This window comes from Microbacterium sp. 10M-3C3, from assembly GCF_003931875.1.
In the GTDB taxonomy this organism is placed as follows: Bacteria; Actinomycetota; Actinomycetes; order Actinomycetales; family Microbacteriaceae; genus Microbacterium.
This window is the reverse complement of record NZ_CP034245.1, coordinates 1,214,705-1,234,483: the sequence shown is the minus strand read 5'-3', so window position 1 is coordinate 1,234,483 and position 19,779 is coordinate 1,214,705. Positions and strand designations below refer to the sequence as shown.

Below are 19,779 nucleotides of genomic sequence, written 5' to 3'. Positions count from 1 at the left end.
CTAGCGTGGCGAGCGGATGCGGCGCCCGCCGCGGGAGCGGAGGAAGACCATGGACGACCTGACCGGGCCGGCGGCTGCCCGACTCGAGCGCTTCGAGGCGCTGCGCGCCGAGGGCGCCCTGCCGGCGGAGTGGCTCGAGCGCCAGCTCCGCGCGGCGCTCGAGGAGCTCGCGGAGGTCGAGCCGATCGCCGACGCCGAGCAGGAGCGCCGCGAGGACTTCTGATCCCGGCGCCGGCTCAGGACTCCGGGACGAGAGTGCGCCTCAGGCGCCACACGTTGCCGTAGCGCCGGCCCCCGCCGTGCCGCCGCTCGAGGGACAGCTCATCGCACACGGCCGCGGCGATCGCGAGGCCGCGGCCCGACTCCGACATCGCGTCGCCCATTGACACGGCGTCGAGGTCGATGTCGGCCGGCACGCCGTCGTCGCGCAGCAGCGCCCGCAGCGCGTCGTCGGCCGACAGCTCCACCTCGACGGTCACGGGCGCGGCCTCGCCGGCCGTGTGCGTGGCGATGTTCGTCGCGATCTCGATGACGGCCAGCGCGAACATCGTGCGGTCGTTTTCGGGCACCGCGGGCGCGAGCGCCCACAGCTCCTCGAACGCCTCGTGCAGCTCTTCGACGAAGGCGAGGTCGGCGCGGCCCTCCCGGCGCACGACCGCCTCAGTCGCCATCGAACGCCTCCTCCGCCGTCGCGTGCACGTGCAGGACGCGGTCGAGGTTCGTCAGGCGCAGCACCTGCTTGACCTGCTCGGGCGCGGCGGCGATGCGCAGATCACCGCCCGCCGTGCGGGTCGCCTTCAACGCTCCGACGAGGGCGCCGAGGCCGGAGGAGTCGATGAAGGTCACGCCGGCGAGGTTCACCACGACGCGCGTCCTCCCCGCGGCGACCAGGTCGGCGACGGCGCTGCGCAGCCGCGGGGCGACGGCGGCGGTGAGGCGGTCCTCGACGTCGAGGATGACGACGCCGTCGTGATCACGCTGTGCGATTTCCATGGTGTTCCTCTCGTGGCGGGGTCAGCCGGCTCGGCGGATGGCGAGCACGGTCAGATCGTCGGGAGCGGACCGCTCGCGCGCGAGCCGCGCGGCCTCGGCGACCGCGCCGTCGACGCCGCCGTCGCGCAGCGCTCGACGCACGTGGCCGAGCGGGTCGCCTTCGTCCAGGACGTCGAGGAGCCCGTCGCTGCACACCATGAAGATGTCGCCGTCGCCCAGGCGCGCCTCGTCCACCGCGCGTCCGTCGGCGAAGCCCATGCCCAGCGGCATTCCGGTCGACCGCAAGTGCTCCCACGTGTCGTCGGCGCGCAGGATGTACGCGAGGCTGTGGCCGGCGTCGACGAAATGCACGACGCCCGACGCGGCGTCGACCTCGGCGTGGAAGAGCGTCGCGAACGTGCCGAGGTCGCGGGCATCCGCTTCCAGGAGCCGCTCCGCCTCCCCCACCGCCGACAGCAGGTCGCGGTCGGGCAGGGTACGCAGCGACGATCGGAGGCCGGCGGCGAGGAGCGCGGCGCCGAGGCCCTTCCCCATGACGTCGGCGACCGTGAGGCGGAGCCCGGCCGCCGTGGGATACCAGTCGTAGAGATCGCCCATCACGTGGCCCGCGGGGATTGCCGTCGCGGCCATCTCGTAGCCGGGAAGGTGCGGCACCGACGAGGGCAGGAGCGTCCGCTGCACTGTCGCGGCGTCGCCGAGCTCGCTGTCGGCCACGATCTCCGACTGCACCCAGCCGGCGAGGTCCTGCAGCATGCGCCGCTGGCGCTCGTCGAGCTCGCGGGGCTTGGTGTCGAGGATGCAAAGGGTGCCGATGCGCTCGCCACCGCGCGCGGCGAGCGGATGGCCGGCGTAGAAGCGCAGGTGCGGGTCGCCCTGCACGAACGGGTTGGAGGACCAGCGCTCGTCCTGGCTCGCGTCGGAGATGACGACCGTGCGGCCTTCGCGCACGGTGAAGTCGCAGAAGGCGTCCTCACGGGGTGCCTCGCGGCCGCCGAGGCCGATCTCCGACTTCCGCCACTGCCGGTCGCGGTCCAGGAGCGTCACGCTCACCATCGGCACGTCGAACATCTCCTGCGCGATGCGCGTGACGCGGTCGATGCGCTCGTCGCGCGGCGTGTCGAGGACGCCGAGGCGCTCGATCGCACGCTGGCTGGCGTCCTGGTCGTACGGGGTCGAGGGGGCGGAGTCGCGGGGTGAGGGGGGCATGGTTCCTTCCTGGGCGGGCGGAGCGGTGCGGGGGTTCATCGTTCCGCCACCGCGCTGTCGTCGAAGCCGCGATAGGTCGCCGCGCCGAAGAGCACGCTGAGCACGACGAGATCGTAGACCGCCCACGCGATGTTGACGGCCGTGCCGACGAGCTCGGCACCGTCGACGAAGAGGCGGTAGAAGCCGAAGGCGATCGCGATGACGAGCAGCACCATGACCGTCAGTTGCGGCTTGATCAGGTGCCACTGCGGTCCGGTCGTGACCGGCCGCGTCTTCGGGGTGACGGCGAAGCCGAGCGGGATCCGCAGCACCACGTTCGTGAACGCCGTCGAGCACGCCTTCAGCCACACCGGGAAGAGGGCGAGGCTGTACTGCTGGCCGCGCCACGTCGACGCTCCCCGCGCCGCGATGAGGAACAGCAGCTGGTTGGCGATCATGAACGGGATGAAGCGCACGAAGAACTCGAACGCGTACGCGTGGACGGGGAGGATCCCGAGGACGAGGAAGATGATCGGCGCGGCGAAGTAGACCACGGCGGCGTAGCCCGACAGGTAGCTCCACATCGTCGCGAAGTACATCAGCCGCTGCGGCAGCGACATGCCCCACTGCACGAGCGGGTTCTCGCGCAGGAACACCTGCATCGTGCCCTGCGCCCAGCGCAGCCGCTGGGTGAGCATCGTGCCGAGGTCTTCGGGGGCGAGGCCGTCGGCGAGGAGCTCGTGGTGATAGACGCTCTTCCACCCCATGCCGTGCATGCGCATCGAGGTCGCCATGTCCTCGGTCACTGAGATCGTCGCGAGCGGCATGACCGGCTGCGCCTCGTCGGCGCGCTCGACGCCGATCGTGCGGATGACCGCCTGCACGGCCTCAAGGGCGTTGAGCGGCGACAGCTCGCGCGTGGCGAGGGCGGCCACCGCCGCCTCCACCTCGAAGCCGTCGGCCGGGTCGCCGCCCGCGGGGGTGGCGAGCGCCGCGATCTCCCGCAGGTCGCTCTCGATGCCGGCGACGTCGGAGGCGACGATCGACCGGGTCGCTGCATCCACGCGTTCGTGCAGGCGGTAGGTCACCTCGCCGAGCGACGCGTTCTCGCGCACGCCGGCGCGGGCCTCGGCGACCGCATCGGCGACCTCGTCGAGCGCCGCGGCGACGGCCGGGTCGGCCGCGGCGGGATGCGAGCGCGCCTTCGCGATGACGCGGGTGGCGGTGCGCAGCGCCGCGGCGACCGAGCGATCGAGCTCGCGCACGTACCCGACGATGCCGAGCTGCATGAGTGCCTCGCGGCGCAGCACCGCGTTGGAGCCGCAGAAGAACGCGGCGTTCCAGCCGTCCTTGCCCTGCTGGATCGGACCGTAGAACAGCGGCGCCTGGCTGCCCAATGGGTCGCCGGTGGCGACGTTGCTGAAGATCTGGGGCGTCTGCACGAGCGCCACAACCGGGTCGGTGAAGTACCCGAGCGTGCGGTCGAGGATCTCGGGACGCGGGATCATGTCGGCGTCGAGGATGAGGATGAACTCGCCGTCGGTCTGCTGCAGCGCGTTGTTGATGTTGCCGGCCTTCGCGTGCCGCGGCCGGTCGGCCCACTCCGACCCGCGGGCGACGTAGCCGATGCCGGCGGCCTCGGCGCGCCGGCGCAGCTCGTCACGGCTGCCGTCGTCGAGGATCCACGTCTTGTGCGGGTAGCGGATGCGGCGGGCCGCCTCCGCCGTCGTCATGACGAGGTCGATCGGCTCGTTGTACGTGGCGATGAACACGTCCGCGGTGAGGCCGGCGGGCGCCGGCGGCGGCGCCGGGCGTCCGCGCGCGCGCCACATCATCATGCCGAACAGGCACACGTCGATGAGGCTGTAGGTCTCCGCGACGATGAGCGGCACCGCGATCCACCACGCGTCCCAGTTGAGCGAGAACCCCCAGCGCCAGATCACGTAGTTGAGGCCGAGTGCGATCGTCAGGACGACCACGAGGCGCATGACCCGCAGGCGCGTGACGCTGATGCGCGTGTCCACGGGTGCGGTCTCGACCGTGTCGCTCCTCGTCATCGCGGCACCAGCCGGAACAGGAACCGGGTGCGCACCATGACCCACAGCAGCGCCAGGATGACCAGGTTCGCGAGCGTGTTGATCCATACGTTCCCCTCCCGGAGGCTCGGGATGCTGGCGGCGATGAGCACGAAGAACACGTGCATGATGAACACGTAGAGGGTGGCCTGTCCGAGCGGGATGAGGAACCATCCGAGCGTCCGCTCGATCGGACGCCAGTACGCCGTCAGGAGCGCGTACAGCGCGACGAGCAGCACGATCACGTTCAGCAGGCGCCCCGGCTCGAGGTATGTCCGCTCGAAGAGCAGGCCGTACACGGCGCGGAACACGTTGTCGGGGACGATGGCGAGCCGCACGTCGAGCGAGCTCGACGTGTACGGGTTGTTCCACGAGAACACCATGAGCACCGCCGCCACCACGATGAGCGCGCACAGCACGACCTTGCCGGCGCGCGATGAGAACCACGCGATGATCTCCCGCCGGTAGAAGCCCGCCGTCATCCCGCCGACGAACAGCAGCTGCCACACCAGAAGCGGGAAGGAGTCCTCGAACTGCGACGGCAGCAGGCGGAACCGGGTCGTCAGGCCCACGACGTAGAGCGCCAGGCTGATGCCGAGCACCCACGGCCACCAGCGGCGCCCGAGGGCCCACAGCACGAGCGGCGAGACGACGAGCAGGGCCACGTACAGGCCCATGACGTTGAACTGCCACGGGCCCATCCGCAGCAGGAGGAAGTCGACGACGGCGTGCGGGTCGACGGGGTAGCGCAGCAGCGCGTCGGCGCTCGCGTACAGGTCGTAGACGCGACCGGTGGCGCTCTGCCCCGCAGCACCCGTGCCCTGGTCGGTGAACGTCGTCACGACCGTTCCGTTCAGGATCGGGATGAGCGCGAGGAAGAAGATGAGCACGACCACCGCGAGCGCCGTGTAGTACAGCTTCCACGCGCGCTGGCCGGTGCGGATGATGACCTCGCCGATGCCCCCCGAGACGAGCTTCGGCCGGTAGACGAGGCCGAGCACCGCGCCCGAGAGCAGCACGAACAGTTCGGCGCCCGACACGACGCCGAGGAACTCCTGCGTGACGTCCTGGAGCAGCGAGACGAGACCGACGTGGTTGATGACGACGAAGACGATCGCCATGCCGCGCAGCAGGTCGATGCGCGCGTCGCGCGACGGCGAACCGGAGTACGCGAGGCGGCCGGGTGAGCGGCGACGCAGCGCCGCGACCGTGAGGACGACGATGCCCGCGGCCACGACGGCGACGACGACCCACGCGAGCACGCCGTCGAGCCGGAGCCCCTCGCGCGATCCCGCCGCGCTCGCCTCGACGGGCTCCCGCACGGGGCCGAGCACGAACGCCGCATCGGCGAGGCTCGCGCGGAAGGCTTCGCGCACCGCCGGTGCTCCGAGCGTGATCGACCAGTCGATGACGGTCTCGCCGACGGCGCCGCGGGTCGTGCCGGTGTCGCGCCACACCACCGAGCGCAGCCGCTCGAGCTGTCCCGGCGCGATGGCCGCCTCGATCTGCTGCCACCACGCCTGCTTGATCGCGAGCTCACCGGGGCCGCCCGCGGCAGGGCTCGAGAAGGCCGCCGTCTCGACGAGCAGCGGTCGGGTGGCGCTCGTGTAGGTGCCGTAGAAGTCCGGAGCCGCGCCGTCCGACCCCGTCAGCCGCGCCACGAACTCGCCGTCGGCCGGCACGGTGTTGACGGGGCTGCCGCCGCCCGAGCTGTCGTGGTACACCGACAGCCCCACGCCGTCGACGACGTCGTCGCCGGGGTAGTACGGCGCGTACGAGTCGTCGGAGCCGTCGACATCGCCGTCGCCGTCGGTGTCGGCGGCGGCCAGGGCTCCGGATGCGGCGCGCGCGCCGCTGAACGGATAGTCGCCGCCCCAGAACGGCGACCACAGCATGCCGACACCGGGAAGCCGTTCGTGCACGACGTCGGCGAGTTGCGAGAAGGCGGCGCGGTAGTCGTCGGGCCGCTGCCCCCACTCGACCCACGGGACGTTCATGTCGGGTGCGAAGCTCAGCCAGAAGCCTGCGCGCGCGGGCGCCGCGATCTCCTCCAGGTCGTCGACGAGGCGCTCGGCGTCGGCCTCCGTCAGGTCGCCGAGGGCGACGGACGGGCGGATGGCCAGGAGGGGGACGGCACCGGCCGACGCGGTCTGCGAGAAGAATTGCCGCACATAGTCCTTCTCGGGGGCGGTGAGGGGGTACCCCGCCTCGTGCTGGTACACGGCAGCGGGCGAGCCGAGCCGGTCGGCCTGGTCGGCGACGGAGTCGCTGCTCCAGTCGAGGATGGAGCCGAAGTAGGCGCCCTCGGACGGCACCAGATCCTGTGCCGTGGACGACTTCGGGTCCGCCGCCGCGTGGGTCGGCACGGTCGCGCCGGCGACCAGCGCGGCGCCGAGGGCCACCCCGAGGAGCAGGCGCGCGACGGCCGCCAAGACGCGACGGAACCGCGAGTGCGCACCTTCCAACGTGGCCCCTTCAGTCGGTGACGAGCTCGCTTTCGACACTATCCGCGCTCACAGGAAGCTCTCAACAACCGCGCCGGGGCCTTGACATCGGGCGTCCCCGACGCGAAGTGGGCGCTGTCGGAACCGATCCCGGAGCTTGTCGAAGGCGGTCCCTGAACGTGTCGGAGGCAGTCGCTGCGCTTGTCGAAGGGGTCCCTGAGCTTGTCGAAGGGGGGCCTCGACGAACCCTGGTCATGCGCGCGTCGGGCCTGCGACGATGACAAGCGGATCGGGCCTGCGACGCCCGGAGAGAGGAATCACCATGAGCGACCTTCAGCCCGACATCGATTCACGCAACGTTGCGGCACCGGAACTCTCGCAGACCGGCTTCCCCGCTCCCACGCCCGCGCCCCAGACGGAGGGCATCGGAACACCGTGGCTGGGGCTCTCCCCCAGCGACTACCGGCCGGCCGGCGGTGTCGATCCCGACCACCCGCACCTGTTCCACCTCCAGGCAGCGCCTGCCGACAACTTCGACGGCGGCAGCCTTCAGGGTGCCCATTCCGGCGTCTGGCCGATCCTGACCCAGCAGAAGGGCGCGGTCTACCTCGCCCGTCTGCACCCCGGCGGCGTTCGCGAGCCGCACTGGCACCCGAGCGCGTGGGAGATGAACGTCGTGCTTTCGGGGCGGGTTCGGTGGAGCTTCGTCGGCCCCAACTCGACGCAGGACGTGTTCGAGGGCGGCGCCGGAGACGTCATCTTCGCTCCGCAGGGGCACTTCCACTACTTCGAGAACGCGAGCGACACCGAAGACCTCCTCGTCCTCATCGTCTTCAATGCCGACTCCGCCGAGCCCCTCGACGACGTGCCGCTCGCCCAGTCGATCTCGTCGATGCCGCCGCACGTGCTGGCCGCCGTCTTCGGTGTCGACGAGTCGGTGTTCGCCCAGCTGCCCGTCATCACCCAGCGGACGGTGATCGTGAAGCGGCGCGACGACGCCACCTGATCGCCACCGGGCGGCGCGCCACCGCTCCTGCGGACACGGCGCGCATGGAAGGGAAAAGGGCCCACCCTGCGGGTGAGCCCTTTTCACATCGGTGGACCTGAGGGGATTCGAACCCCTGACCTCTTCATTGCGAACGAAGCGCGCTACCAACTGCGCCACAGGCCCCTGAACAACCCGTCTACATTATCACGCTCGCGGCCGGTCCCCCGACGCGGGCGGGCTCACGCACCGACGGCGCGACGTGCCAGGAGCCGGCGCACGTGCGCCTCGATCTCGGCGTCGTCGACGTCGCCCATGCGGCCGAATTCCGACGCGCGGGCGACTCGCGCGGTGTCGATCGAGGGCGGCTGCTGCTGCGCGGCGAGCTCGCGCGCAGCCTCTTCGCGCGCCGCGGCGTGGAGTGCCTCGCGGGCGTCCCGCTCGTCGAGCACGGCGGCCGCGCGGGAGCCGACGGAGGAGGCGAGGGGCTTGGGCAGCTCGCGCGGCGTCCACGTCGCCGCGCGGTCGGCGGGAAGCGCGACGTCGGGGACGACCTGCGCGACGCGCACGGCCGGGGCCGCGCTCTCACGTCGCTCGGCGCGGACGGCGACGCGCGACATGCGCTGCAGCAGCAGAGCGGCGGCCACGAACGTCGATCCGCCGACCCACGCGAGGGTCGCCGCGCCGGCCTGCACGATCTGCCATGCGCCGACCCCCGCGGTCGCGAGGGCGACCACGGCGACGATCGTGGTCGCGAGACGGATGCGGCGGCGCACCCGCGCGCGCCGCGCAGCGGGGGCGGCGTGAGCGGCAGCGCGCTCGGCGCGGGCGGTGGCGATCGCCTCGGCGCGCTGCGCCTTCGCGAGCTCGCGCTCGGCGGCGGCCTGCTCCTTGGCGATCTCGAGGCGGGCGCGCGCGACGGCGAGCTCGGCCTGCTCCTTCTCCGCCTGCGCGCGCTTGGCCAGCTTCTGCTGTGCGAGCGCGGTGCGCGCCGTGAGCTCGAGGCGCACCTCGCCCGGCGTCTCACTCGTCTCGGCGAGGACGCGCAGCGCCTGGTTGAGGCGCACGGCGTTGCGCTCCGCCGACGTGTACTGGTGCCGGCTGTGCAGCGACGGCAGCAGGTAGATGAGCCACAGCGCGACGGCGACGGCGACGATCACACCACCGCCCAACACCTGCCCGCCCATGCCACATACGGTATGCGACGCGGGCGGCTGCGCCGCTGCATCCGGAGCGCGTGTCGCGCGCGGATCGTAGATCACACCGCCGACACGGCGGCGGTCACAGCTCCGCGAGCTTCGGCACGATCCCCTCAGAGAGCCGCTCGACCCAGCCGACCGGGTCGGCCGGACGTGTGCCGAGCACGACCTGCGTGATCCCGAGGTCGGCGAGACGCTGCATCTGCGGCAGGAAGTCGGCGTCGAACGGATCGGCCGCGCTCGCGATCACGGTCTTCTCGATCGCGTCGTAGTCCGTGCCGAGGCGGTCGCAGTGGCCGCGCAGCACGTCGAGGAGGTGCGCGACCTCGGCGGGGTCGGAGGTCGTGAGGTTGATGATCTGCGCGTACTGCGCGGCCAGGCGCAGCGTCTTCTTCTCGCCCTTGCCGCCGATCATGATGGGCGGATGCGGCCGCTGGATCGCGGGCGGGCTGTTGAGCGTCTCCGCCAGCCGGTAGTGCGTGCCCTCGTAGGGCCCGTCGTCGTCGCTCCACATCTGCAGCGCGATCTGGAGCGCCTCCTCGAGCCGCTCGAAGCGCTCGGCGAGAGCGGGATAGGGCACGCCCAGCGCATGGTGCTCGCGCTCGTACCAGGCGGCGCCGATGCCGAGCATCGCCCGGCCCGAGCTCAGCACGTCGAGCGTGGTGACGATCTTGGCGAGCAGTCCGGGGTAGCGATAGGTGACGCCGGTGACGAGCGGGCCGATGCGCATCGACGACGTGTGTGCGGCGAGGAAGCCGAGGGTCGTGAACGCTTCGAGCATGGGCTCGGTCGCGGGGGCGACGCGGTCCATCTGGAACCAGTGGTCCATGACGGTGAACTGCGTGAAGCCGCCGGCCTCGGCCGCGCGGGCGGTGTCGGCGAGGACGGTGGGGAGGGACTCGGGAGCCCCGGGGACGGAGAAGTTCCAGAAGTGGAAGCCTGCCTGCATACCGTCAGGCTAGGCCCGCCCGAACCGGCCGCGGGTCGTTCGCGGGCGAATCCCCCACGCCTAGGCGTTGAGCCGGTCGGACGGCGGCACGAACGCCGCATCCGGGGGCACGCGCCCCTCGAGCCAGCGGTTGAGCACGCCGCCGGGAACCTCTTCGCGCACGAGCGCGAACGCGTAGTGGTCGCGCCAGTCGCCGTCGATGTGGATGTAGCGGCGGCGCAGACCCTCGTACCGGAAGCCGAGCTTCTGCACGACACGGAGGCTGGCCGCGTTCTCGGGCCGGATGCAGATCTCCATGCGGTGCAGGCGCATCTCGTCGAAGCACGCGTCGGTCGCGAGCGCCACCGACGTCGGCGTGATGCCGCGGCCGGCGAAGCGCTCGCTCACCCAGTAGCCGATCGTGGCCGACGCGAGCGAGCCCCGCGCGATGCCCCACACGTTCAGCTGCCCGGCGATCTCGCCGTCGTACTCCATCACGAACGGCACGCCCTGGCCGTCGCGGTGCTGCTGGAGCAGCCGGCGGATGCCCAGGCGCATGTCGAACGAGACCGGTCCGTCGGGGCTCGTCGCCTCCCACGGCTTCAGCCACGAGCGGTTGGTCAGCAGCTCGTTCTGCAGGGCGCGCGCGTCGCGGGCCCGCACGAGCCGAATGGCGATGGGCCCATGGTGCCGCGGGATCGAGAGGTCCACGCCACCCCCTTGTCGAGACGGCGTCAGATGGTCGCCGCGAAGTCCTTCAACCAGGGTCGCAGCTGGGGCCCGAGGTCGTCGCGGTCCGAGGCCAGCTGCACGATGGCCTTGATGTAGTCCAGCCTATCCCCGGTGTCGTATCGGCGTCCGCGGAACACCACGCCGTACACGCCGCCGCCTCCGCCGCCGCCGGACGCGAGCTCCTGCAGCGCGTCGGTGAGCTGGATCTCGCCGCCCTTGCCGGGCTCGGTGTGCTCGAGGATGTCGAACACGTCGGGGCCGAGCACGTAGCGGCCGATGATGGCGAGGTTGGAGGGGGCGTCCTCCTTCTTGGGCTTCTCGACGAGCTGCGTGACCTTGACCACGTCGTCCTCGTCGGTCGGCTCCACGGCGGCGACGCCGTACATGTGGATGTGCTCGGGGTCGACCTCCATGAGCGCGATCACGGTCGCGCCGCGCTGGTCGTACTCCTCGAGCATCTTCGTCAGCAGCGGGTCGCGCTCGTCGATGAGGTCGTCGCCCAGCAGCACCGCGAAGGGGTGGTCGCCGACGTGGCCGCGCGCACGCAGCACCGCGTGGCCGAGGCCCTTCGGCTCGCCCTGGCGCACCATGTGCACGTCGGCGAGGTCGGAGGAGTACTCCACCTTCGCGAGCTTGTCGTGGTCGCCCTTGGCGCGCAGCTTCTCCTCGAGCTCGGGAACCGAGTCGAAGTGGTTGGCGATGTTGTTCTTGTTGCGTCCCACGATGATCAGGACGTCCTCGATACCCGACTGCACCGCCTCCTCGACCACGTACTGGATCGCGGGCTTGTCGACGACCGGCAGCATCTCCTTCGGCATCGCCTTGGTGGCGGGCAGGAAGCGCGTGCCGAGTCCGGCGGCAGGGATGACGGCCTTGAACGGCTTGTGAGACATGAGGACAGGGTAGCGGTAAGGATGTGAACGGTACGTGACGTCCAACCGCGCGGTATGTTGCGCGTCGCCGCCTACAATCGAGGCGTGCCCGACCCCATCGACCAGGCGAAGCGCGCGCTGCGCGCCGACCTCCGCGAGCGACGCTCGATCCTGTCGGATGCGGCACGCGCGCGGGCCGAGGAGGGCATCCGTCAGCAGCTCGACGCGCTGCTGGACCGCCTCGGCGCGCGATCGATCTCGTGCTTCCTCTCCACCTCCACCGAGCCGGGCACGCGGGAGTTCGTCGAAGCGGCCGTGGCCCGCGGCATCCGGGTGCTCCTTCCCATCACGCGCGCCGACGGCCTGCTCGACTGGACCGAGGCGAGCCCCGACCTCGACATCACCGAGGGGCTGCTCGGCATGCCCGAGCCCGTCGGCGAGGTGCTCGGGCCGATCGCCGTCAACGACGTCGACCTGCTCGTCATCCCGGCCGCCGCGGTCGACGCCGGCGGGATGCGGCTGGGGTGGGGCCGCGGATACTTCGACAAGACGATCGGCTCGATGGAGCACTGCCCGCCGGTCTACGCCGTGATCTTCGACTCCGAACTCGTCGACGACGTGCCGCGCGACGTGCACGACCAGCCGGTGACCGGCGTCGTGACCCCGACGCGCACCGTCACCTTCTCCCCCGCGCATCGCTGAACCCGAGGAACCCATGCCCACCTACGCCTATGCCTGCAAGCAGTGCGGTCACCGTTTCGACGCCGTGCAGTCCTTCTCCGAGCCCGCGCTCACCGTGTGCCCCGAGTGCGGCGGCGCCCTGCGCAAGGAGTACGGCTCGATCGGCGTGACGTTCAACGGCTCCGGCTTCTACCGCACCGATTCCCGCAGCGGCGGCGCCTCCGGCGACAAGGGCTCGTCGGATGCGGCGTCGTCGGGCTCCAGCGCGTCGAGTGGCGCCGCATCCGGGTCTTCGGCATCATCGACGTCGAGCGGCGCGACTTCCCCGGCGACTTCGGGTTCCTGACCCGACCGGCGCGCTGCCGGTGAGGAGTGCGTCATGATCAAGGGTTTCAAGGAGTTCATCCTCCGCGGCAACGTCATCGACCTCGCCGTCGCCGTCGTCATCGGCGCCGCCTTCACCGCGGTCGTGAACGCGATCGTCGCCAGCATCATCAACCCGCTGATCGAGATCTTCTGGAAGGCCGACCCCGACGGCAAGATCGGCTTCACCGTCCAGGGCCTGTGGGGCCCGGTCACCTTCCCGATCAGCGACCTCATCAACGCCGTCATCGCGTTCCTCGCGGTCGCGATCGTGGTGTACTTCGTCTTCGTCTACCCGATGAACCGCATCAAGGAGCGCGCAGCCGCGCGCGCAGGCATCACCCCCGCCGCGGAGGAGCCGAAGCTCCCCACCGAGCAGGAGCTGCTCGTGCAGATCCGCGACCTGCTGGACAAGCAGCCGCGCGCGTAGCCGCCCGCTCCGCCGTTCAGAATTCAGGCTCCGCCGGCGTTTCGGCCCCTCCGTGCAACGCGAACGTCGGTTTCTCCTGAGTTCTGCACGCTCGACACGTCGAACCCGGCGACCCGGCGGCGCTCAGTAGTGCGGCGGGACGTCCCGGCGCAGGCGCTCGTCGTTGGGCCCCGCGTCACCGGACGGCCCGGATGCGGCGGTCTCGGCGTCGTCGTCGGCGGGAACGGGCTCGGCCGAGGTGCCCGGCGCCGGCGTCAGCTTCGCGCGCCGCGCACCCGGGACGCGCTGGACGCGCTGGCGGTCATTCGACGACATCGATGGGCTGCGTCGCCGTGTCGGCCGTCGGGCCGTCCGGCTGCACGCCGAGGAGCGCCGCGATGCGTGCCGCGACCGACGCGGGGTCGCTGTAGAGGTCGAACGCGTGCACGCGCACGTAGTGCCAGCCGAGGCGCCGGAGCGTCTGCGGGCGCAGCCGCAGCGCCTCGCGCAGCGACTCCCCCACCGTCTCGGGGTCGCTCTCGGCGACGACCGCCTTGCCGCCGTGCTGCGCGACGAGCGGCAGACGCCCGCGATAGTGCACATCCACGGCGAGCCCGAGGCGCCGGAGCTCGCGCGCGAGGGCGAGCGTGAGCGGGTCGGCGAGGTCTTCGAGCCGCGCCTCGCGGGCACGGGCGGCGAGGCCGCCGAGGATCGACATGAGCGTCGCGGCGCCGTACTCGAGCCGGCCGTCGTCGAACGCGGACGGACGGATCGACGACACGATCACCATCGATCGACGCGCGCGCGTCATGCCGACCGTGAGGAGCCGCTCGCCGTCGGGCTGCGACAGGTCGCCGAAGTCGCTGAGCACCCGGCCGTGCTTGGTGAGACCGAACCCGAGCGAGAAGATGACGCGGTCGCGGCTCTCGGCCACCGATTCCTCGAGCGTGAGCACGGCGAACGGCTCGGCGGTGTCGCGCGAGACGAAGTCGGCGACGTCCGAGCGTCCGGCGAAGGCCGCCTCGACCGCCGCCCGCACGCGCTCGGCGTGACGGGCGCTCGCGGTCACGACCATGAGCGACTCGGAGCCGCGGTTGACGGCGTGCTCCACGACGAGCGTCACGACGCGCGCGACCTCGGCGTCGGGGCTCTCGACCGCCCCCGTCACGGGGTCGGGCGTGCCCGTGCCGCCCTCAACGTAGTCGACTGACAGGCTGCCGCGCCCGAGGTACGACCCCGCCCACGGGAGCGACACGATCTCGCCGCCGTAGAACGCGTCGTTCACGAGCTCGGCGAGGTCTTCGCCGCCCGCGCGGTAGCTGCGCGTGAGCGTCGTCACCGGCAGGAGCTCCGACAGCCGCTCGAACACCGACACGGTGTCGTACGGCACCTCGGGCTCGTCCTCGTCGGGGACGAGGGTCGCGCTCACACGGAACGGCGTCGGGCGCTGGGTGACCGGGTCGCCGAACACCACGATCTGCCGGCCGCGCCGCAGGGCGGGCACGGCTTCGGCGAGGCACAGCGCCGCCGCATCCGCGATGATCACGACGTCGAACGGCTCGCGATCGGGGATCTCGGGCACCTCGTACGGCGACGTGAGCCACACCGGCGCGAGCGTGTTCAGTAGCCGCGGCGCGGCGCGGTACAGGTCCTCCGCAGAGTCGACGCCGCGCTTCAGCGCGTCTTTCAGAGCCGCGGCCTCACCGGCCTCGTCGACGAGACGGATGCGCCACTGCTGCGCCAAGCGGGCTGCGAGCAGGGGCCCGGATGCGGCGGCGTGGGCTTCGTCGACGAGCCGGAAGTCGCGCTCCAGCCGGTCGACGACCGACGTGTTCGCCCCGAGGAGGGCCCGGTCGGTGCGCAGGAAGTGCTCGAGCGCCGACTGCCACCACGCGAATTCGAGCTCGGCGCCGACGCGCTCCTCCGGCACGTGCCGCACCGACAGCTCGACGAGCAGCGGCTCGAGGCCGAGCTGCGCGAGCTCGGAGCGCAGCTTTGCGCGCTCGACGAGGTTGTCGAAGAACTCCGACTCCGCCGCGAGGCCCGCGAGGGTCCGCACGAGCCGCTTGACGGGCATGGCGGCGAGGCGCTCCGACCCGTCGCGCCCGAGGATCGCGTCGAGCTCGGCGAGCTCGGCGTCGACGCGCTGCCACAGCACGTGCACGTCGGCGAGGCCGAGCGGCACCTCGGGAGTGACGCCGGCGTCGACGATGCGCTGCCATTCGGTGCGCTGCTGCTGGATGCGCACGAGCGCCTCGTACATGTCGGCGACGTGCACGCCGGGGCGCACGTACTCGCGCGAGAGGCGCTTGAGCCGCCGGCGGTTCGGGCCGCTCATGTCGGGGGCGTCGCGGCGCGGCGCGTGCGCCTGAATGAGCTCGAGGAGCGGCCGCTCGAACACCGTCGGGCTGAACCGGTCGAGCGAGTCGCGGATGCCCTGCAGCAGGCGCAGGTAGCCGCCGAGCTCCGAGATCGTCTGGAACGGCCGCATCCGCGTCTGCGCGATGAGCTCGTAGCCGCGTTCGAGCAGGCTCGCGACGTCTTGCCGGTGGAGCTTGGCGGCGAGCGCGTGGGCGGCGCGGGCGTCTTCGGTGCGCGTGAACGAGACGCCGTACCACGGCGAGTCGTCGGGCCCGAAGCGGAACTCCCCCAGCCGCGCGGCGGCGGCGAGCGACGCGGCCGCCTCGCGACGGCGGTCGGCGAGGCGCTCGAGGGTCGCGACGTCGAAGCGCGCCGACGTCGACGGGGCGGGCGAGACCGCCGCGAGCGTCGTGAGCCGGCGGAGCGTCTGCAGCACCGAGACCCCGAGCGACGGATGCGGCGCCGTGACCGATGCCCGATAGTCGCGCAGCACGCCCCGTAGCCGCACGAGCGCGTCGTCGATGTCGCTGACCTTGGGCTGCTCGGCCTTCTCGTTGCGGCCGATCGCGCGGATGAGGTCGCGGCGCACGTGCGAGGGCGAGACGGCGAGGCCGGGCAGCCCGATGCCGGCGAGGCGGTGGCGGATGCCGTCGAGGGTCGACCGGCGGGCGGAGACGACGAGCACGCGCTTGCCGGCCTGCACGAGCTGGCCGACCGCGTTGATGACGGTCTGCGTTCCGCCGGTGCCGGGGAGGGTGTGCACGGCGAGCGAGTGGCCGGCCGAGATGCGGGCGAGCACCGCCTCCTGCTCGGCGTCGGCGTCGAGGAGGAGCGTGTCGGCGGCGGGCGGTCGCTCGTCGGGGCTCGCGACCTCGGGTGCGGCGGGGCGCACAGCGACGCGCGCGCGGTCGTCGGGGTGACCGGCGAGCGCGTTCAGGACGGGGTGGTCGAGGTCGACGGCGTCGCGCACCATCGCCGAGCCGACGTCGGCGAACGACGAGATGACCAGCCGCGGGTGCACGACGAACGTGGGCAGGTGACGCGTGAGGGCGCGCAGGTGGTCGATGACGGGCTGCGGCTTGAACACGCCCTGGTCGTACGCGAGACCGGCGAGCGCGGTGCTGTCGATCGGGATGCCGAAGTGGCCGCGGAAGGCGCGCGCGAGCTCGGGGTTCACGAAGAACGTGCCGTGCAGCTTCAGCTCGAAGTCGCCGTGGTGGCGGCGGATGGCGAGCGGACGCAGCAGTACGGGCGCCGACCACGTGACGCCGCCGATCTTCCACTCCGCGAGCCCGACGGCGAGGTGCACGGGCTCGATGCCGCGCGCGGTGCGCAGCTCGACGTTCTTCGCGGTGATGCGCTCGGCCGCGATACGGGCGGAGCGCAGTGCGACCTCGTCGCGGAACAGGTTCGACAGCAGCGTCGAGCGGCCGGTGATGAACTGCGGCAGACTGCCGGGATGCGCCTTCGTGATGTCGATCCCGGCGTCGACGGCGTCGTCGAAGCGCAGCAGCGTCGAGCGGCCGCCGAGGGTCGCGGCCTCGGCCCGCAGCCGGTCGCGTTCGGGGTCGGCGACGTGCCCGATGCTCACACCCGGCTCCGACAGCGACAGATCGCCGGGGCTCACGGATGCGGCAGCCATCTCTTCGTCGCCGGCCACGGCGCTGCCTTCTCCTCGCCACACACGATGAACGATAGGCGCGCGTACACGCCGCCTTCGGCATCCCGCGCGGGTTTTCGCGGATTCGGCGACACGCCGAGGGGGTCGACCCCTCCTCCCCCGCGCGGCTCGGGACCGATCCACCCCCAGCTTAGGCAGCCGGGCACCTCCGGATCGCACGACGTCGTGAGGATGAGCGCATGACCCGCTACCGCATGACCGTCCACCCGACACCCATCGGGCCGGTGCGCATCGTCCTCGCCGACGACCGGCTCCTCGCCCTCGGCGTGCTCGACCGGCCCGACGATCCGCGCGGCTGGGAGGCTCTCGTTCGGCAGCTCGGCGTCGTGCCCGACGACGACGCCGCGGCCGCCGCATCCGTCACCGCCGAGCTCGACGCCTACTTCGCCGGCGACCTGCGGGAGTTCACGGTGCCGGTCGACCTCTCCCTCGTGCGCGGGTTCACGCGCACAGCGCTCGAGGCCGTGCGCAGGATCCCGTACGGCGAGACCGCCGCGTACGGCGAGGTGGCGGCAATGGCCGGCTCGCCGCGTGCGTCGCGTGCGGTGGGCACCGCGTGCGCGACGACGCCGATCTCGCTCATCGTGCCGGTGCACCGCGTGATCCGCGCCGACGGCTCGATCGGCCCGTACGGCGGGCATCCGGAGGTCAAGCGATTCCTGCTGGAGCTGGAGGACGTGCCGGGCGTGTAGGCCGCCCGGCACGACCGCGGCCCCGGAGGAGATCCCCCGGGGCCGCGGTCGGGTACGCGCTTAGTGCGACGTCGCCTTCTCGGCACCGAAGCCGGTGAGCGAGCGCACGTCCATCTCGGCCGCCTTCCGCTTGTCCTCTCCACCCTTGGGCGAGGTCACCGAGCCGAGCCACCCGAGGAAGAACCCGAGCGGGATCGACACGATGCCGGGGTTGTTGAACGGCCAGATCGCCGCGCCCGTCCCCTTGAACACGCTCGTGGGCGTGCCCCAGAACACCGGCGACAGGAAGATGAGGATCACCGCGGCGGCAAGACCGCCGTACATGCTCCACACCGCGCCACGCGTGGTGAACCGTCGCCAGAACAGCGAGTAGAGGATCGTCGGCAGGTTCGCGGATGCGGCGACCGCGAAGGCGAGCGCGACGAGGAACGCGACGTTCTGCCCCTGCACCCCGATGCCGCCGATGATCGCCAGCACGCCGATCACGATGACGGTGCGCCGGGCGACCTTCACCTCGCCGTCGGGCGGCACGTTCCCCTTCTTCACCACGTTCGCGTAGATGTCGTGCGCGAACGACGCCGCCGCGGTGATCGTGAGGCCCGCGACGACCGCGAGGATCGTCGCGAAGGCGACGGCGGAGATGAAGCCGAGCAGGATCGGGCCGCCGAGCTCGAGGGCGAGGAGCGGCGCCGCCGCGTTCACGCCACCGGGGGCCGCGGCGATCGTCTCCGGCCCGACGAGCGCTCCCGCGCCGTAGCCGAGCACGAGGGTCAGCAGGTAGAACAGGCCGATCAGCCAGATCGCCCACACGACCGAACGGCGCGCCTCCTTCGCGGTGGGCACCGTGTAGAAGCGCATCAGCACGTGCGGCAGGCCCGCCGTGCCGAGCACGAGCGCGAGAGCGAGCGAGACGAAGTCCCACGGGTTCGCGCCGTACTGCAGGCCCGGTCCGAGGATGGCCTCGCCCTTGGGAGAGGCCGCCACCGCCGACTCGAGCAGCGTGTTGAGGTTGAACCCGTTGATCGCGAGCACCCAGATCGTCATGACGAGCGCGCCGCCGATGAGGAGGAACGCCTTCACGATCTGCACCCACGTGGTGCCCTTCATGCCGCCGATCAGCACGTACACGATCATCAGTACGCCGACGACGGCGACGACGATCGACTGCCCGACGGCGTCGCCGATGCCCAGCAGCAGCGACACGAGACCGCCCGCCCCGGCCATCTGGGCGAGCAGATAGAAGAAGCACACCGCGAGCGTCGTGATGGCCGCGGCCATCCGCACCGGCCGCTCCTTCAGGCGGAACGACAGCACGTCGGCCATCGTGAACTTGCCCGTGTTGCGCATGAGCTCGGCCACCAGCAGCAGCGCGACGAGCCACGCCACGAGGAAGCCGATCGAGTAGAGGAACCCGTCGTAGCCGTTGATCGCGATGGCGCCGCAGATGCCGAGGAAGGATGCAGCGGACAGGTAGTCGCCCGAGATCGCGAAGCCGTTCTGCGGGCCGGTGAACGAGCGCCCCGCCGCGTAGTAGTCGGCGGCGGTCTTGTTGTTGCGGCTCGCGCGGATGACGATGAACAGCGTCACCGCGACGAACGCGCCGAAGATCGAGATGTTGAGGACGGGATTGTTCTCCACGGTCTGCACCGCGGACTGCACGGTGGCGTGCACCGCTGCGAGTACGTCGTTCATCGCGCACCTCCGTCACGGGCCTCGAGGTCGTCGCGCAGCTCTTCGGCGAGCGGGTCGAGCCGGCGGTTCGCATAGGCCACGTAGGTCATCGTGATGACGAAGGTCGTCACGAACTGTCCGAGCCCGAACACGAGACCCACCGTGACGTCGCCCCACAGCCGCTGCGACATGAACGCCGGCGCGAACGACGACAGCAGCACGTAGACGAAGTACCAGAGCAGGAACGCGACCGCGAGCGGGAAGACGAAGCTCCGCTGCCGCCGTTTCAGCTCGCGGAACGGTGGCGACTCCTCGACCTGGATGTAGTCGATGCCGCCGGGCGCGGCATCGGTGCGCTGATCCGACATGTGGCCTCCTTGCCTCATGGGTGCGGAGCATCCGTGCTCCCGGGGGGCCGGGGCGGCGAGATGCCCCGGTGATAAGGTCGACGCTACGAAGACGGCGAAGAGGCCGTCCACCCCCGGAAGTAGGTAGTTCGTGGGCACTG

19 protein-coding genes and 1 tRNA gene are annotated in these 19,779 nt (G+C 71.5%); 6 read left to right on the top strand and 14 right to left on the bottom strand.

Features of this window, described 5'->3' with window-relative positions:
• Window positions 1–49: 49 nt before the first annotated feature.
• Window positions 50–223, top strand: a complete 174-nt coding sequence (locus EI169_RS16540; RefSeq protein ID WP_164515447.1) for a hypothetical protein — start codon at window positions 50–52, stop codon at window positions 221–223.
• Between the two features lie 13 nt (window positions 224–236).
• Here the strand turns inward: EI169_RS16540 and EI169_RS05880 are convergent, their stop codons facing one another.
• The 5 genes from EI169_RS05880 to opgC all read right to left on the bottom strand — a co-directional run bounded on the left by EI169_RS05880 (window position 237) and on the right by opgC (window position 6,685).
• Window positions 237–671 (bottom strand): ATP-binding protein, encoded by a 435-nt coding sequence (locus tag EI169_RS05880; protein WP_125131501.1) that lies wholly within the window; start codon window positions 669–671, stop codon window positions 237–239.
• The gene (locus EI169_RS05875; RefSeq protein ID WP_125131500.1) at window positions 661–993 is read right to left on the bottom strand and encodes an STAS domain-containing protein; all 333 of its coding nucleotides are present in this window, start codon (window positions 991–993) and stop codon (window positions 661–663) included. The genes EI169_RS05880 and EI169_RS05875 overlap by 11 nt, the downstream gene beginning before the upstream one ends.
• A gap of 21 nt (window positions 994–1,014) precedes the next feature.
• The gene (locus tag EI169_RS05870; protein WP_164515446.1) at window positions 1,015–2,199 is read right to left on the bottom strand and encodes a GAF domain-containing SpoIIE family protein phosphatase; all 1,185 of its coding nucleotides are present in this window, start codon (window positions 2,197–2,199) and stop codon (window positions 1,015–1,017) included.
• Window positions 2,200–2,234: 35 nt separating this feature from the next.
• Complete coding sequence (locus EI169_RS05865) at window positions 2,235–4,166, bottom strand: glycosyltransferase (protein WP_125133341.1); 1,932 nt, start codon at window positions 4,164–4,166, stop codon at window positions 2,235–2,237.
• Between the two features lie 65 nt (window positions 4,167–4,231).
• Window positions 4,232–6,685: an OpgC domain-containing protein gene (opgC, locus tag EI169_RS05860; protein WP_240640667.1), complete on the bottom strand. Its 2,454-nt coding sequence runs from the start codon at window positions 6,683–6,685 to the stop codon at window positions 4,232–4,234.
• 334 nt (window positions 6,686–7,019) lie between these two features.
• On the opposite strand from opgC, the gene EI169_RS05855 reads away from it, so the two are divergent.
• A complete protein-coding gene (locus EI169_RS05855) occupies window positions 7,020–7,703 on the top strand; it encodes a cupin domain-containing protein (protein WP_164515445.1) in 684 nt (227 codons plus the stop codon).
• 92 nt (window positions 7,704–7,795) lie between these two features.
• Here the strand turns inward: EI169_RS05855 and EI169_RS05850 are convergent.
• From EI169_RS05850 to galU, 5 genes are all read right to left on the bottom strand, one after another.
• Window positions 7,796–7,868, bottom strand: a tRNA-Ala gene (locus EI169_RS05850).
• 56 nt (window positions 7,869–7,924) lie between these two features.
• Window positions 7,925–8,869 (bottom strand): large exoprotein, encoded by a 945-nt coding sequence (locus EI169_RS05845; protein WP_125131496.1) that lies wholly within the window; start codon window positions 8,867–8,869, stop codon window positions 7,925–7,927.
• A gap of 94 nt (window positions 8,870–8,963) precedes the next feature.
• Window positions 8,964–9,830: an LLM class F420-dependent oxidoreductase gene (locus EI169_RS05840; protein WP_125131495.1), complete on the bottom strand. Its 867-nt coding sequence runs from the start codon at window positions 9,828–9,830 to the stop codon at window positions 8,964–8,966.
• Window positions 9,831–9,890: 60 nt separating this feature from the next.
• A complete protein-coding gene (locus EI169_RS05835) occupies window positions 9,891–10,520 on the bottom strand; it encodes a GNAT family protein (protein WP_125131494.1) in 630 nt (209 codons plus the stop codon).
• A gap of 23 nt (window positions 10,521–10,543) precedes the next feature.
• Window positions 10,544–11,434 (bottom strand): UTP--glucose-1-phosphate uridylyltransferase GalU, encoded by an 891-nt coding sequence (gene galU, locus EI169_RS05830; RefSeq protein ID WP_125131493.1) that lies wholly within the window; start codon window positions 11,432–11,434, stop codon window positions 10,544–10,546.
• 84 nt (window positions 11,435–11,518) lie between these two features.
• On the opposite strand from galU, the gene EI169_RS05825 reads away from it, so the two are divergent.
• The 3 genes from EI169_RS05825 to mscL are packed head-to-tail and all read left to right on the top strand — an operon-like array spanning window position 11,519 to window position 12,887.
• Window positions 11,519–12,115 (top strand): 5-formyltetrahydrofolate cyclo-ligase, encoded by a 597-nt coding sequence (locus EI169_RS05825; RefSeq protein WP_125131492.1) that lies wholly within the window; start codon window positions 11,519–11,521, stop codon window positions 12,113–12,115.
• 13 nt (window positions 12,116–12,128) lie between these two features.
• A complete protein-coding gene (locus EI169_RS05820) occupies window positions 12,129–12,440 on the top strand; it encodes an FmdB family zinc ribbon protein (RefSeq protein WP_125131491.1) in 312 nt (103 codons plus the stop codon).
• Between the two features lie 33 nt (window positions 12,441–12,473).
• The gene (mscL, locus tag EI169_RS05815) at window positions 12,474–12,887 is read left to right on the top strand and encodes a large conductance mechanosensitive channel protein MscL (protein ID WP_125131490.1); all 414 of its coding nucleotides are present in this window, start codon (window positions 12,474–12,476) and stop codon (window positions 12,885–12,887) included.
• A 123-nt stretch (window positions 12,888–13,010) separates the two neighbouring features.
• Here the strand turns inward: mscL and EI169_RS05810 are convergent, their stop codons facing one another.
• Both EI169_RS05810 and EI169_RS05805 read right to left on the bottom strand, forming a co-directional pair.
• Window positions 13,011–13,202: a hypothetical protein gene (locus tag EI169_RS05810; protein ID WP_125131489.1), complete on the bottom strand. Its 192-nt coding sequence runs from the start codon at window positions 13,200–13,202 to the stop codon at window positions 13,011–13,013.
• Window positions 13,189–16,869, bottom strand: coding sequence for an ATP-binding protein (locus EI169_RS05805; RefSeq protein ID WP_125133340.1), 3,681 nt, complete (start codon window positions 16,867–16,869; stop codon window positions 13,189–13,191). The genes EI169_RS05810 and EI169_RS05805 overlap by 14 nt, the downstream gene beginning before the upstream one ends.
• A 218-nt stretch (window positions 16,870–17,087) precedes the next feature.
• Here EI169_RS05805 and EI169_RS05800 point away from each other — a divergent pair, with 218 nt between their 5' ends.
• Window positions 17,088–17,600: a methylated-DNA--[protein]-cysteine S-methyltransferase gene (locus tag EI169_RS05800; RefSeq protein ID WP_125131488.1), complete on the top strand. Its 513-nt coding sequence runs from the start codon at window positions 17,088–17,090 to the stop codon at window positions 17,598–17,600.
• A 60-nt stretch (window positions 17,601–17,660) separates the two neighbouring features.
• On the opposite strand, the gene EI169_RS05795 is transcribed toward EI169_RS05800, so the two are convergent.
• Window positions 17,661–19,292 carry a sodium/solute symporter gene (locus EI169_RS05795; protein ID WP_125131487.1) on the bottom strand — a complete coding sequence of 544 codons (1,632 nt, stop codon included), beginning with the start codon at window positions 19,290–19,292 and terminating at the stop codon, window positions 17,661–17,663.
• Entirely contained in the window at window positions 19,289–19,639 is a 351-nt protein-coding gene (locus EI169_RS05790) for a DUF485 domain-containing protein (protein WP_125131486.1), read from the bottom strand. Before EI169_RS05790 ends, EI169_RS05795 begins: the two co-directional genes overlap by 4 nt.
• Window positions 19,640–19,779 lie beyond the last annotated feature (140 nt).